12 protein-coding genes are annotated in these 14,509 nt (G+C 44.1%); 8 read left to right on the forward strand and 4 right to left on the reverse strand.

Features of this window, described 5'->3' with window-relative positions:
- Window positions 1-59 precede the first annotated feature (59 nt).
- On the reverse strand, window positions 60-458 hold the full coding sequence (locus DXN04_RS17705; protein ID WP_116854714.1) for a cytochrome c maturation protein CcmE domain-containing protein: 399 nt from the start codon (window positions 456-458) through the stop codon (window positions 60-62).
- A gap of 287 nt (window positions 459-745) precedes the next feature.
- Between DXN04_RS17705 and DXN04_RS17710 the strand changes: the two genes are divergently transcribed.
- The 3 genes from DXN04_RS17710 (at window position 746) to DXN04_RS17720 (ending at window position 3,802) form a co-directional block, all read left to right on the forward strand.
- Window positions 746-1,792, forward strand: a complete 1,047-nt coding sequence (locus DXN04_RS17710; RefSeq protein WP_116854715.1) for an agmatinase family protein — start codon at window positions 746-748, stop codon at window positions 1,790-1,792.
- A 108-nt stretch (window positions 1,793-1,900) separates the two neighbouring features.
- Window positions 1,901-2,491: a hypothetical protein gene (locus tag DXN04_RS17715; RefSeq protein ID WP_116854716.1), complete on the forward strand. Its 591-nt coding sequence runs from the start codon at window positions 1,901-1,903 to the stop codon at window positions 2,489-2,491.
- Window positions 2,492-2,503: 12 nt separating this feature from the next.
- Entirely contained in the window at window positions 2,504-3,802 is a 1,299-nt protein-coding gene (locus DXN04_RS17720; RefSeq protein WP_116854717.1) for a radical SAM protein, read from the forward strand.
- Between the two features lie 21 nt (window positions 3,803-3,823).
- Here the strand turns inward: DXN04_RS17720 and DXN04_RS17725 are convergent, their stop codons facing one another.
- From DXN04_RS17725 to DXN04_RS17735, 3 genes are all read right to left on the reverse strand, one after another.
- Window positions 3,824-4,243 carry a hypothetical protein gene (locus DXN04_RS17725; protein WP_116854718.1) on the reverse strand — a complete coding sequence of 140 codons (420 nt, stop codon included), beginning with the start codon at window positions 4,241-4,243 and terminating at the stop codon, window positions 3,824-3,826.
- A gap of 76 nt (window positions 4,244-4,319) precedes the next feature.
- Window positions 4,320-6,329 carry an NACHT domain-containing protein gene (locus DXN04_RS17730; protein WP_116854719.1) on the reverse strand — a complete coding sequence of 670 codons (2,010 nt, stop codon included), beginning with the start codon at window positions 6,327-6,329 and terminating at the stop codon, window positions 4,320-4,322.
- A 90-nt stretch (window positions 6,330-6,419) separates the two neighbouring features.
- A complete protein-coding gene (locus DXN04_RS17735; RefSeq protein WP_394337842.1) occupies window positions 6,420-7,664 on the reverse strand; it encodes an MDR family MFS transporter in 1,245 nt (414 codons plus the stop codon).
- Window positions 7,665-8,327: 663 nt separating this feature from the next.
- On the opposite strand from DXN04_RS17735, the gene DXN04_RS17740 reads away from it, so the two are divergent.
- From DXN04_RS17740 to DXN04_RS17760, 5 genes are all read left to right on the forward strand, one after another.
- The gene (locus tag DXN04_RS17740) at window positions 8,328-9,257 is read left to right on the forward strand and encodes a hypothetical protein (RefSeq protein ID WP_116854721.1); all 930 of its coding nucleotides are present in this window, start codon (window positions 8,328-8,330) and stop codon (window positions 9,255-9,257) included.
- A 223-nt stretch (window positions 9,258-9,480) separates the two neighbouring features.
- Window positions 9,481-10,956 carry a DUF5723 family protein gene (locus DXN04_RS17745; RefSeq protein WP_147319971.1) on the forward strand — a complete coding sequence of 492 codons (1,476 nt, stop codon included), beginning with the start codon at window positions 9,481-9,483 and terminating at the stop codon, window positions 10,954-10,956.
- A gap of 542 nt (window positions 10,957-11,498) precedes the next feature.
- Window positions 11,499-12,167 (forward strand): hypothetical protein, encoded by a 669-nt coding sequence (locus tag DXN04_RS17750; protein WP_116854723.1) that lies wholly within the window; start codon window positions 11,499-11,501, stop codon window positions 12,165-12,167.
- Between the two features lie 312 nt (window positions 12,168-12,479).
- The gene (locus tag DXN04_RS17755; RefSeq protein ID WP_116854724.1) at window positions 12,480-13,028 is read left to right on the forward strand and encodes an SMI1/KNR4 family protein; all 549 of its coding nucleotides are present in this window, start codon (window positions 12,480-12,482) and stop codon (window positions 13,026-13,028) included.
- Between the two features lie 161 nt (window positions 13,029-13,189).
- Entirely contained in the window at window positions 13,190-14,476 is a 1,287-nt protein-coding gene (locus DXN04_RS17760; RefSeq protein WP_116854725.1) for a bifunctional folylpolyglutamate synthase/dihydrofolate synthase, read from the forward strand.
- Window positions 14,477-14,509: the final 33 nt, after the last annotated feature.

Below are 14,509 nucleotides of genomic sequence, written 5' to 3' on the forward strand. Positions count from 1 at the left end.
GAAATAGCCCGACGGTGCGGGCCATTAACTACTTTTTAAAATATATGAATGCGAATGGCTTATACTTTATTGCCAACCGCTACCTGGTCATTTTTATATTTGGATGGGCACTTCATGAGGATTTTACCACAATGAAATTCACCATCTTTGATCATCTTGCCGGTCAGCACGACGCTTTCTGCTTTCTCAAAGTCAGTGGGCTTGGTGCCGAAGTAAATAACTTTACATACATCACCGGATTTATCCTTTACGTAGAATGTAAAAAGGTTGGCATCCTTAGCAGCATCGTATACCATGGTTTTGGTAGTATCCAGTGTTCCGATTACCTGGAATTCTTTTCCTTCTTTCTGACGAGCTGTGGCAAATGTTTCATAAGTACTGAAATCACCGGCAACTGTTACAATCACCCCAATTGCTACTGCAATCAGCACTAATAAAACAATATTAGATTTCTTCATATCGCAAATAGTTCTTAAGCTTCCTAAAATGCTTCCCCTTAATGTGCTTGTTAATGTGCTTTTTTATCCATCAAAACGGTCCATTCACATTTCGATGCGCAAAATTACGGCAAAATGAGGTGTGAAAGTGGATTTTTTACATGAAAGGAGATATGATATTTATCATAAATGCCGGCGCAAGCGTACCGTGCTGGTCCGGAAGCCCCAAAGCATCCACGCTGTACAATACCGCTTTATGTATAAAGTACTATCTTTGCGCCGAAAATTAGTATAAGAACTTCATAATCATGGCGGATTTATCCAACTTTGATCCCAATTCTGTCAGCCTGGTATCTAACAATATCTTTGGCTTACCTACGACTGAAGAGGATGCATCACTCATCTTACTTCCTATTCCATGGGAAGTGACAGTATCTTACTGTCACGGCACCGCAAGAGGACCCGAACAAATCTGTAAAGCAAGTTTGCAGATTGACCTGCTCGATCCGGATGTAAAAGAAGGCTGGAGGAAAGGTTTTTATATGCGTGATCCGGACAAGCACATGTTGCTGCGTAGTGATTACCTGCGTAAAGAAGCTGAACTCTACCTAAAATTCCTTACCGAAGGTGGGGATATTTCCGAAAATGAATTTTTGAAGAAGACGCTGGTAGATGTAAATAAGGGCACGGACCTTATGAACGAGTGGGTGTACAACCAAACGAAGGCCGTACTGGAACAGGGCAAGATGGTAGGCCTGGTAGGTGGTGACCACTCAACTCCTCTCGGCTATATTAAAGCATTGGCAGAAGAGAAAGGGGAGTTTGGCATTCTGCAGATCGATGCACATTGTGATTTGAGAAATGGGTATGAAGGGTTCCAGTACTCTCATGCTTCTATTATGTATAATGTACTGAATGAAGTTCCCCAGGTAAGTAAGATTGTGCAGCTGGGCATCCGTGATTATTGCGAGGAGGAGCTGCAGTATATCCAGGATCACCCGGAGAGAGTGAATACGTTCTTTGACAGGGATATTAAACACCGTCAGTATGAGGGAGCTACCTGGGCTTCTATCTGCGATGAAATTGTAGCGCAGCTGCCGCAGCAGGTGTATATCAGTTTTGATATTGATGGATTGGATCCAAAGCTTTGTCCGCACACGGGAACGCCTGTACCAGGTGGATATGACTGTGAGCAGATTTATTATTTGTTCAAAAAGCTGCTGGCAAGCGGCCGTAAATTAATCGGCTTTGATCTGAGTGAAGTGAGTAGCGCACATGAGGAGTGGGATGCGAATGTGGGAGCAAGAGTGCTTTTCAAATTATGCAATTTGATGGTGCACCCGGGTAATAAATAGTCTTTTGTATTGGAGCGTTCTGAATAAGCGCGGCTTATTGATACAAAAAACCGTTCGAATCTGATAATCTGGTAAAAGGTAGTTTTTAAGTTCAGGAAGCAATATCACATGCAATCTTATAAAATCAGGATCTTACATCCCAATGCCATGACCCGCCTGCGCCTGCAACCCGCTATGCATGGCCTCATCGGCATTCTCTTTTTACTCATTACCATTGGCGTATACAACCGCCCTGATCCTAACTGGGCAGTAGCTGCATTCTTCTTCCTCCTCGGAATTGGAAGCCTCGTCTTCCCGTTTATGATGAAGCGGTTTAAGAATATCCAATCTGCGAACAGCCTGGCCCGTACTGTACAAGCCTTCGCCTGTCTGACCGGTTGTCTTTTTGTGCTGACGCATATGCAGCCCCTGGCAGCTGGGTTCCTGTTCCTGACAGGCATTGCAGCTGCTTATGTAGGCTATGCTGAATACAAGATTTTCATGCCTTCATATATAAAGGTTGATTTCAACGGGGCGACTTTGCCAACCACCTTCTCAGAAAAGGTGATTAGCTGGAGCCGCCTGAATAACTTAATTTTGCGCAACGACCTGCTCACTTTAGATTTTAAAGACAACAAAGTACTGCAACTGGAAGTCCTGGATGAACCCGGTGCAGATAAGGAAGCTGAAATGAATGCATTTTTTAAGAGCAGGCTTTAATCACAACTCAATATGTTAAAACAGTCGCCGTATATTTTATATTCCGACGGAGAGGGGAATATATTTGAAGATACTTCTATGCTCACCACCGGTCGTAGTGGCTGGGATGCGTGGCCGATAGAACTGGACGAATGGATTGAACTGCCGGAAGGTGGCTCACTGTATGAATTACCTGGTCGCCGTGGAATTGGTTTGAATGCCGAAACCGGTGAAATGCAGTTGTGCGACAAAGGATGGGCAGTAGCTGCCTTTATACCGCCTGCACATACTGGTTTTTACATGGCGGCATATGAGACCATGCCGGATGCCCCTACCCTGCCATTGTTCTGCTATACGGCAGTAGGTTGGCTGGATGGTAAGTTCTATGTACCAGCGGTAAGGATTGAGCAGGATATCAGGCAGGAATGTGGTGGTTTTGATGAGAAGAAGGTGAAACAGGGGGTAAAAGACCTGATCCAGGCATATCCGCATAACAGGCTGGTAAAGCACCTGGCCGATAACTGTGCACTGACATATCATTGCCCGGCAGCACGTAACTATTTCATGGGTCGCTGGGAATGTCCGATTCCTTCCTCGCCGGCATGTAATGCAAATTGTATAGGCTGTATCTCGTTCCAGCCGGAAGAGGAGACCATCGTTTCCACACAGGATCGTTTGCGTTTTAAGCCTACCGCGGAAGAGATTGTTGAGTTTACAGTACCCCACCTGGAGACAGCCCCTTTCCCGATTGTGTCTTTTGGACAGGGATGTGAAGGAGAGCCTTTGCTGATGTGGGAGACGATTCGTGAGTCGATTATAGAGATGAGAAAGCATACTTCTAAAGGGAGTATCAATATCAATACGAATGGGAGTAAGCCGGATGCGGTGCGTGAACTGTGTAAGGTGGGATTGAACAGTATCCGTGTGAGTCTGAACTCCGCGCAGGAGAAGTATTATACGCCTTATTACAGGCCGAATAACTACCAGTTTGAGGATATCGTGGAGAGTTTGAAGGTAGTGAATGAGTTTGATGGGTGGACATCGATCAATTACTTTGTGTTCCCGGGTATGACGGATAGTGCGGATGAGTATGAGGCACTGAGAAAGTTGATTAAGGATACGAACCTGAAGATGATCCAGTGGAGAAATTTCAATATTGATCCGGATTGGTATTTGGGTCGGCTTGGCATTACGGAGACGGGGGAGTGTTTGGGCGTGAAGCAGTTGCAGGAATTGATATTAGAGGAGTTCCCGCATTTGAAGTACGGGTATTTTAACCCGCCGATGGAAAGGATCAAGGGGGATTATACGCAGGACTTCGCACATTTTTAAATTACACAGAAAGGCAAACTATTACAGTTTGCCTTTTTTATTGGAATTACCGAAAAACGGGGCAAGTTTTCTCGAATAAGTGACATTGCTGAGGATGAGTTCCTGTTTATTTCGTTTTAGTTTTACGATTGCTTTAGAGAGATCCATCCACAGAGAATCGAGTCTATGAGAATATTTGTCAGGATCTGCAGGTGGTATAGATTTCAATTCCAGTCTTTTTTCTGCATCATTCCATTTCCAGGTTCCTTCGGAAAAATAAATAGCCGCGTTGTACCCATTGAATTTGAAAGTGCTGTCAGCATACAAACAAATGCAGTTACCTCCGAGCATATGCCATCTGGGACTGGCATAACAGACATTTCCTGTCATAGTGGTGACAACCTTTTTATAGGAGCAGGAAACTGTCAGGAGAATAAGGATAATACTAAAGGATTGTTTCATATTTTTCGATGTAAAATCAGGGGAATAATGACTTTAACAGGATGCTTAAAATAATGTATTTCCATAAAAGCCAGTTTTAAGGGATGTAAACCAGTCGGGCTGTATATCTTCTATTTTCGATAAGATGAAGGGGCACTTTTTTCACACAATCTGTAACACTGGAATTAGACTTTGCTAAAAGTGTAAAATAATAAAGATCCCTGCTGAATGAAGCAATGCCTCCCCCGCTATGACACCATTCAAAACAACCAGGTATGTCTTCCACTTTCGTCTCTCCACCATCTTTGCCTCGCATAATGATTTTAAATGTTTTTGAATCCATGCTAAACTGTTCGGGATTATAATGCGTTTTAAATTTATTCAGGTAGTGACATCTTAACTCATTTTCTGTAGGCAGTCTATATCCCTGGAATTGGCTAAGGTTCCTAATCATGAAATGCTGTATTGTGAATTCTCCATCAGGAATATTATAGGCCGGTGAATATCCATTGTCAGTATTCATTTTATTACAATAAATAAGCAGATCAGTTAAACGAAAATCTTCATAAAATGAAGTTTGATCAATATCAGGGCCATTATCAAACAATAATGAAATGAAATTTCTATTGTTTAAAACCTTTCTTTGAATGAGAAATGGAGAATTAATCTCATGAGAAATTTCCCAACCATTATTATAAATTACTTTAAGGTCCTCAACAAACATATCCGGATTCATTTCCTCATAAAATTTCTTTGCCATATCCATCCCTTTAAAATTCATTTCCCTTATATACCGCGGATTACGGTGGGCTTCCTTCGCCAGGAAAAACTCAAAAATAGATTTATGGGCAAATTTCCAGTTGCCCACACCATCACAGGTTAACAATGACTGTCCTGTGATTTCGTTCGGCCTGAGATCTATTTCAAACAGTTTTGCAGTTTCTACCGCTTCCTCCTTTGATACACTCATCCTGCCATCCTGCTTCCAGTTCGCATGAATAGCAATCGCTATCTGCATCGATAATTCACGAAGGTTTTTTATAAAACCCGCCCTGCCGGCAATACCGGTCCTTTTCTCCGCCTCCCGCAATAACCATTTATCTACCAGCGTTTCATAGATATTACAGGTATTCACTGCCACCATTTCATCTTCAATCAAATAATCGATATAACTCAGCAACATGGGCCGCATAACCAGGTTCCTTGACTGGGACACAATCCGGAGCGCCCTGCGTTTCTTCTTCTGATTAATAAAAGGGATGATTCCAAACTTCCTGTTTAAGTAGCTCTTTACCTCCTTTTCATTAAATGGGGATATATACAGCTTATTGAGTGTATACAGTCCGCGCTCATCAGGCCGTTTTACTTTTAACTCATAAGGATCTTTTTCCTGGCCCGGGAAATACTGTGTACGACAGGTGATCACTACTTCTTTAAAATTCCTCGTAATATCTATTATTTCATCAATCCTCTTTTGGAACGCCTGCGCATCGCTCACATTAGGATCAGTAGATATAATTCCGGGATCCTCATCCAGCGCATCCAGCAATAAAATGGTTTTCTTAGCGCCCGCGAGGCTGATGGCTTTGATCTGCCCAATCATGTCAGGGTTAGAGAAGCGTAGTAATTTTATATCGTCCTTCTTCCTGGAAAAACGGGAAGTATAACTCATATAAAGATTGATCATAAACGTTGTCTTCCCCATACCGGAATCTGCGAGGATCAGGTAAAAGCGTTCTGAATCTATCTCTTCATTAAAAGCAGTTTCTATAAAAAATGGAATAAGTTTATCCCGCGCGATGTATTTATGCGTAAACCCCGGTTCATCCTGCCTGGCAGGTGAAGCGTTTTGGTATTGGGTCTGTATATAAAATCGCCTCGCCTTTTTAATTGACAGGTGATCAAACTGGGGTTTGATATCTGCCAGGGCCGCTTTTTTAAAATTATAATGCTTTAATAAAAACTGGTACAGTTTTACAATGCCGGCTGTAAACAGTGAAATGAAAACCAGCGAAAGAAAGGCACTCCATTTATCGCCTACTCCTAAGCGTTGAAAGATCCAGCCAAAGGGCTGTAAGTCGAGGAACTTTTCAATGATTGCGTCCATACGTGGGATAAGTTTGATAAGATCAAAAAGACATTCTTACTTCAAAATCGAGTAAAATTGCGCTCATTATCAAACCATAACATGCCTATCTCACAAAGAATAACTGCGTTTTTTCTCAGTCACCTTCTGGTACAAATAGTTAAACCCAACTGCGGACATCAGGCATAAACCTGCTGCTACATACCACCACACCTTAAATCCATAATGTGCAATCATGGCCGAACCGATTGTAGGAGACAGGATCGTAGAAACCGCAAAAGACACTGTATACAAAGCAGCATATTGTCCGCGGTTATGCTCTCCACTCCTGCTGATAAAGAAAGCTGTCATAAAAGGGATACTCAGCATCTCCCCTGCCGTGAATAACACGATAAACACAATACTTACAAAACCTGCTGCCGGCAAAATATTAAAACTCAGGTAGGCCAGGCTGGCCAGTGCCACTCCACGGGTCATGAATTCCAAAGGGTGCTTGCGGTTTTCTATTTTATAGATGAGCACCATTTCTATGGCGGCGACCAGCAATCCATTGATGCCCAGGACCATCCCGATCTGTGCTTCTTCCAGGTGGAGCACCTCCTTGAAGTATAAAGCCACCATGGTAGAGAGCTGTAAGAAACCTGTTGTAAACAATATACTTAAGGCAATAAAGGCAAGATAAACTCCATCCCTGTACACACTTTCTGTCTTTACCGTAGCCTGCTTCACTTCGTGGGTTTTAGGTGCTACATGTACCGGAGGAATCAGGATCCGCATGACAAGTATTGCTACCATGCAGGTAAGACCATCTACCCAGAACAGGAGATGGTAACTAAAACTGGCTACGATGCCTCCTACCGCAGGGCCTACAGACCAACCGAGGTTGGATGCCAGCCTGTTCAGGGAGTAAGACCTTGTCCTGTTTTCCGGGTTACTATAGTGAGCGGTAGCGGCGGTATTCGCAGGCCGGAATGCATCGCCGACTGCACTGAGCACGAAAATGCAGATACAGAACTGGAGAAGGGTATGCATTTGTCCGAGAACTAAAAAAATCATCCCTTGCAGGAGCAGGCTCCAGAACTGCACGGGGTAAAAGCCGTACCGGTCGGATAAACGGCCGCCGGCAAATGCGCCGACAATGCCGCCGATACCATAGCAGGTCATGACCAGGCCGGCCTGTTGTACAGAAAAGTGAAGTTGCTGGGTGAGGTAGACGGTCATAAATGGAATTACCATCGCGCCACAGCGATTGATAAGGAGTACAACAGCAAGTATCCAGGTTGAGGTCGAAAGGCCAGCGTAGGCTTTTTTGTAAAGAGAAAACAAATGAATGTGGTTTTTAAAAGCAAAAATCAACGCAAAGGTAGTTAGAATTATTTCTATTAAAAATCTTCAGTTTTGCGGCGGGAAACTGGTTTTCTGCGCTTTACCCCGGGGCAGGACTGGCAACCCTGTTTTCCTTTTTAAACCACAAACCTGAATTTTCAATACCAAACGCAACACTGAATTTTCAATACTAAAGCAACACCGGAATTTTCAACAACAAATGCAACAGCGATTTTCAAAAAAAACGATACTTCTCACTATAATATTTTCGTTTACCCCTTATAGGAATTCTCCCTTATAAGCCTTACTGTAATCTTTATTATTGTAGGTGTATAGATCACGAAAATTTTGCTGGTGGTTTAATGTTTTGCATACCATTTTTTGGGCGAGCGCTTTCCAATTTTTAGTTCCTTTTCTTCCCACGTGTCCTGGAAGGATAAACATACTCATTTAATTCCCTGCCTCCCTCCTGAAAATGTAACACAAATTCAAAAAAAGGAATAAGTTGCCATCACCCGTTTTCGCCCGGATCATGACATCACCTGGCTCCCTGAGCATATAAACCATAGTGCAGGAATGAAGCCCCTCTTTGGAATGGTTTCTGTTATAATAAAACCAACCTGGAATCATATCCAGGTAGTTTTTAACAGTACACCCACATACACGTATTAGAAAATATCTTATTTTTGATCTATGCAGCTACAAAAAAGTAACTTTTCAAAAAGTAACTATACCAATACCAATACGAAGGAAAACAATACTGACAAAAACATAAAAGCAGTCGGTGTCACTATTGCCGTGCATGCTTTAGTTTTATTAGCATTGATCCTGGGTGGATTCTCCGCACCTCCTCCCCTCCCTAACCAGGACCTGGGCATGGAAGTGAACCTCGGTACATCCGACGACGGTATGGGCGATGAGCAACCACTCAACCCCAACCCACCCAGTGCTGACGCTGCCAATGCATCAACCCCTCAAAACGAGCCGGTACCTACCCAGGACAACTCCACCCAGGAAGATATCGCTACCCAGGACAACGAAGACGCTCCCGAAGTAAACAAGCCGGAAAAACCGGTGGAAAAACCAAAGGAAGTCGCAAAAAACCTGGACTCCAAACCAACAAAAACAACAAAGAAAACATCTGAAAATAATCCGGTTGCAGTAGAAAAACCACAAAAGGCAAAAGCCGTATTCGGTGGCGGTACCTTCACCGGCAACAATAGCGGTAACAACGCCAGCGGTTCCAACAACTCCACCGGCGAAGGCAATACCGGCAAGCCCGGCGATCGCGGCCAGATCAATGGCAATCCGAATGCCAGCGGCTATACCGGCGGTGGCTTAGGTGGTGGGAAATCAGATTTCCGCCTGAATGGCCGTAGCCTCATCAGCAAACCGAACCTCACCTACGACGGAGATGAATCAGGTTATGTCGCTGTAAACATTAAGGTTGATAGAAGTGGCAACGTTATCGAAGCCACTCACTCCCTGAAAGGATCTACTCTCAGCAACCCCCGCAACATCGCCACAGCGATCAGAGGAGCGAAAGAATTGAAATACAATGTAAATGCTGATGCGCCTGATATCCAGTATGCCACTATCCGCTTCTTCTTTAAAGTGCAGTAAGCAAAAAAAATTATAGAAAATCAATCCCTTCCTACAGCAGGAAGGGATTTTTTTGTGCATCTCCCTAAATAGCTCATTCTATCCTCATTTATAATAACATAATTTAATAACAATAATATATTTAGATATATTTGCATGGGAAATTCTTTTGTAGCGCTCGCCAATATATAGGTACTTTTTGCGTTATAAAGGAGAAAAACCGTACTGCCAACTAATTAGATATATGCTGTTTAGAGTAATTCGAGCCTTAGGCCTTGCAACTGTCATTGCCATATCTTTAATCGAGCCATACAAGGCAAAGGCCCAGATGAATATGAACATGGGCGGGTATGCAAATAGTCATTACGCAGGTATTTATGGAGTACCCTCCAATCCCGCAATGGCTGCAGGCACACACTTCAAATGGGACATTAACGTGGCTGGGGTAAACGCCGCTTTGGGTAACACCTATGCACGCTTTCCAAAGTCGCTCATCTTCCATCCACCTGATTCCCTGGAAGGATTGAAACGTAACAGGGACTATTTCCTGGACACATTGTCGACCGGGAAACAATTCGGCTGGGGTAATATGGATGTGATGATGCCATCCTTCATGTACTCCCTCGATGAAACCAAATCTATTGCATTCGTTTGGCGTGTTCGCGCCCAGGGCAATGGCGGTGGTATGAATACCGACGTGGCTAACTTCTTTGCGAACAACTTTCCAAATTCACAATACAACAACCAGCGTTTCGATATGGAAGTAGCCAGCGGCAGCTTCCACATGTGGAACGAATATGACCTCACTTACGCGCAGATCATTAAAGACGATGGAATGCACCTGCTCAAAGGTGGTGTGACACTGAAAATACTGAATGGGATCGCTGCCGGCTACGCCCAGGTAGAAGATGCCAGCTTTACCATGAACTCCGCTACCAGCGCCGACATTTATAGCGGTACGCTGAAAGTAGGTTACAACGACGGTATTAATAACTGGAAAAAACCAAACACAAGCAATTACAAGCCCTTTACGGGTAACTGGGGCTTAGGTATGGACATCGGTGTGGTCTACGAATGGAGAGCCGAAATGGACGGTCTGCAGGGCTATGACGATACCGACTGGAACCCTGAAGGCGATGACTATAAGATGCGACTCGGTGTAAGTATTACTGACTTCGGGGGCATCTCCTACAAAAAAGTAGCATCCAACACCGATCTCAGTCTGATCGCCAGCAACATCAATCCATACGAGATCAAAATGAGAAAAGGCGAAGGCTGGCAGTCTTACTACCGCCGCCTGCAACAATACTTTACACCGATTGCCAGCGATGAGAAGTTCCGTATGAACCTGCCGACTGCACTGAACGTTATGTTCGATTACAATATCGATGCACGCTTCTTTGTAAACGGTGCTGCGGTGATGTCACTGAACAGTGGTCGGTACGATCCGAGCAAGACTTACATGGTATCTCACTTCACCATTACGCCACGCTATGACGGCCGCCATTTTGGAGTGTACATCCCAATCGATGTCAATAACCATACACAGTTTGATATGGGTGCCGGCTTCCGCCTGGGTCCGCTGGTGATTGGCTCAAACACCGTGCTGTCTAACCTGTTCCAGAAGAACAAGAACAGACTCGATGGTTTCGTAGCTCTGCGCCTGGTACCCATGAGATTTGGTAAGACCCTGCTGGGTTGTCCTGCAGCACAGTTCTAAACACCTTTATCTTTTTATATAAAATGGTTGTATCAAAAGTATATTTTCCAGGAATTAATCCGGATTTCGAACGAAGAGCATTTTGTTTTATTGATTCTCAATGCCCTCAAATTACTTTTGGTACAACCTTTTTAGAACCTTAGCTATTCCCCCCACAAGCGTAATTTCTTAAATAACGATGGCCGGCCATGAAGCAGTGTCACCTGTTATTTTGATCTTGATGAATACCTGCTCCCTTATCTCCAAACATCTGCCAGGGAATATTTGCGCTATAATTGTAATGCTGCAGCTAGTTGCGCCTTAAATAACAGGCAACCGGTGCAGCGATCCATATATGTTTAAGTGGGCGAAATTGGAGGAGGAAGAAGTTATTTAATTATTCGAAAAAGGAGGCTGGTTTATTAACAGTTTTCTATCTCCGCTTTAAACAACTCCTGGCAAATAATCAACACGCTTTAAGGCAAGCTTGCAACTTCTCTAATTGCCCTGCCAATCTTATTGATAAAGGATAATTACATTTATCCCTTACCAATTATTTTTTTATGGCAAAGCAAACTTCGATACTGACATTTACTGGCAGATTAGGGCCGTTAACAGGTTTCAAACGAAATGGGAAGCATTACTTCCGGAACCGCCCTGATGGTATTCGGCACACTCCCAATATGAAACGGGCAGCACAGCGTTTTGGACAGGCTAGCCGTACCGGGGCTTTTATCCGGAAGGCATTGGGAATAAAAGGTGATGGAGGGCATGTGAATAGGTTTACTAAATTGCTGATTCCTTCTGCGGGTGTCGATCTGCATCCCCTGACAGGACTGCAATTCAATAAATCCAAACCTACCTCATCTCATTTCTCCAAATTACCGGTATTAGGGAAAGATGGCAGATTATACATCCCGGCACAAGCCTTCCCAAAAGGCATCCGGCATGTAGCAATTAAATTAATCGCTGTCCGAATTGATTTACAAACCAGGCAGGTAATAGGCAGCAATACAGCTGTCATTAATATCGACACTTCTCAAAAATTTGAAGGTGCGGAACTTTGTGCATCTGTACCTGGAACAGGCACATTGATCACGGCGTTGTCTGTAAATGACAGCGCAGCGATCATTGCGGTGAAGGAGACACAGGCGGTTTCCATCAGGCCTGTTGAACCGCATTTTATTCATGTTAATGTACCTGCGGTGCCATTTATAGTACTCTTGGAATGATAGCTGTTAGCCATACAAGGAATAATTGGTAGATCGGATGAACCTATGAAGAAATATAAATTTACTACCACAGTGGAAATAACTGTGGGCATACTACTATTGTATTTTTAGCGCCATATCTCAGGAAAAAGCCAAAAATCTCTCTCCACCACGAGTCCACGTTGAAAGGTTCCTGGACCTGATTAAGCCCCCTTTAATCCAGATGGTAAATACTGTTTCCTTTATTCTTAACCTTACAAGACTTAATGGGGTAATTCTATATTTTATTTATGAATACCTCCTTTTTTTCTACTTTTAAGAAAATGTGAATTTATGGCCCCCCTCTTAGTTAACCTCGATCAGCTCATTGGATCGAAAAGAAATGTGTATCATAAAGGTTTGCAGCCAGGACTTTCTCCTGATGAAATACATGCATTGGAAGAAAAATATGGCATTACCCTGCCCGAAGATCTGAAAGGCCTGTATCAATGGCATAACGGTCAGCGGGATGATAATTACGAAGCCTTCGTCAACAATTGCACCTTTGTACCGCTGGAGCATGCGCTGGATACAGCAGCTGAGCTTACTTCCATGATCGGTAGTGATTTTGAATTGCCGGATATGTGGCATGAGACCTGGATTCCTATCTTCAGCAATGGCGGAGGGGATTATATCTGTTATGACCTGGCAGGTAGTTTTGACGGACAGGCCGGTCAGTTGATCGAATACTGGCATGCGGATAATGACAGGAATATTATTGCAGGGGATTTGGCTGGTTTGCTGCAGGCATTGGTAAATTTGTATGAAGTGTATGATCCGTCTGATGAGTTTATGCAGGTGGAAGATTTGCCAGGATACCCACTGAGGCACGAGATAGCATGATGTCATTTGCATTTTAAAACCACCCATCAGGGCAGCAGTCTACGCAACAACGCCGGACCTGGCAGCGGCCTTCAATTCTGCCGGCTTTATTAAATTCAAAATGAACCGGCACTACGCTTCTGCAAATTGTACAGTAATCTATTTTTCATTTACTTTTGCGCATGAACTACCAACAAACTCTGGACTACCTGTATGAGCGCCTCCCCATGTTCACCCGTGTAGGTGCAAGCGCTTTCAGGAAAGACCTGCATAATACCATTGCTTTATGCGAACAACTGGGCAATCCCCAGCGCCTGTTCAAAACAGTTCACGTTGCCGGCACTAACGGTAAAGGCTCTACCAGTCATATGCTGGCAGCCGTATTTCAACAAGCAGGCTACAAGACCGGGTTATATACCTCTCCACACCTGAAAGATTTCAGGGAACGGATCCGCATTAACGGCGAGATGATTGACCAGGAATTTGTAGTGGAATTTGTGCAGCAGGTACAACCCTCTATAGAACAACTCGATCCTTCTTTTTTTGAACTCACCGTAGCCATGGCATTCCAGTACTTTGCACTGGAACAGGTAGATATCGCCATCATCGAAGTAGGCCTTGGCGGCCGCTTAGATAGCACCAATATCATTACACCGGAACTCTCTGTCATTACCAATATCAGCTATGACCACATGAACATGCTGGGCAATACCCTGCCGGAAATAGCCAGTGAGAAAGCAGGTATTATCAAACCGCAGGTACCGGTAGTAGTGGCACAGACACAGACTGAAGTAGAACAGGTCTTTATTGACAAAGCGAAGGCCATGGAAGCCCCCATTACCTTTGCTGACCAGCACTGGCTCGTACAGGACAATGACCTGGCAAACGGCCACCTGCATATCCAGCTACGCCCCCTGCATAGCGAGCAGGTATGGGACCTGAAACCAGACCTGAACGGACAGTACCAGGTGAAAAATATCATGGGGGTACTGAGTGCAGTAAAGGTATTGCAACAGTCAGGATGGGAACTGCCGGATGAAAGTGTGAAGACCGCACTCAGTCATGTAAAGAAGTTGACAGGACTGAGAGGCAGGTGGGATATAGTGGCACAGCATCCACTCACCATCTTTGATGTAGGACATAACGAAGCCGGCATTGGTGAGATCGTAGGCCAGTTAGAACACATGACTTATAGGCATTTGCATATAGTGACAGGTTTTGTGAAAGACAAGGAAGTGAGTAAGGTCTTAAAATTATTCCCGGCGGCAGCGACCTACTATTTTACAAGGGCACAGATCCCGAGAGCGCTGGATGAAAATGAACTGGCGGAGATGGGTGCGGCAGCGGGCCTGAGAGGGAAATCTTATCCTAATGTGCAACAGGCTTTCCAGGCGGCAAAGCAGCATGCGCACGAGGAAGATGTGATCCTGGTATGTGGTAGTTTTTTTATAGTAGGAGAAGCGATGTAATTAAAAAAGAGCTTGTATGAAAAGTAAATTGAA

This window comes from Chitinophaga silvisoli (assembly GCF_003412465.1).
GTDB classification, from domain to species: domain Bacteria; phylum Bacteroidota; class Bacteroidia; order Chitinophagales; family Chitinophagaceae; genus Chitinophaga; species Chitinophaga silvisoli.

Bases quoted from the DNA above. Each gene is read 5' to 3' on its own strand.
- DXN04_RS17730 (WP_116854719.1), bottom strand. From the start codon at position 6,329: ATGGACGCAATCATTGAAAAGTTCCTCGACTTACAGCCCTTTGGCTGG.
- DXN04_RS17710 (WP_116854715.1), top strand. From the start codon at position 746: ATGGCGGATTTATCCAACTTTGATCCCAATTCTGTCAGCCTGGTATCT.
- DXN04_RS17760 (WP_116854725.1), top strand. From the start codon at position 13,190: ATGAACTACCAACAAACTCTGGACTACCTGTATGAGCGCCTCCCCATG.
- DXN04_RS17745 (WP_147319971.1), top strand. From the start codon at position 9,481: ATGCTGTTTAGAGTAATTCGAGCCTTAGGCCTTGCAACTGTCATTGCC.
- DXN04_RS17725 (WP_116854718.1), bottom strand. From the start codon at position 4,243: ATGAAACAATCCTTTAGTATTATCCTTATTCTCCTGACAGTTTCCTGC.
- DXN04_RS17715 (WP_116854716.1), top strand. From the start codon at position 1,901: ATGCAATCTTATAAAATCAGGATCTTACATCCCAATGCCATGACCCGC.
- DXN04_RS17750 (WP_116854723.1), top strand. From the start codon at position 11,499: ATGGCAAAGCAAACTTCGATACTGACATTTACTGGCAGATTAGGGCCG.
- DXN04_RS17740 (WP_116854721.1), top strand. From the start codon at position 8,328: ATGCAGCTACAAAAAAGTAACTTTTCAAAAAGTAACTATACCAATACC.
- DXN04_RS17705 (WP_116854714.1), bottom strand. From the start codon at position 458: ATGAAGAAATCTAATATTGTTTTATTAGTGCTGATTGCAGTAGCAATT.
- DXN04_RS17720 (WP_116854717.1), top strand. From the start codon at position 2,504: ATGTTAAAACAGTCGCCGTATATTTTATATTCCGACGGAGAGGGGAAT.
- DXN04_RS17755 (WP_116854724.1), top strand. From the start codon at position 12,480: ATGGCCCCCCTCTTAGTTAACCTCGATCAGCTCATTGGATCGAAAAGA.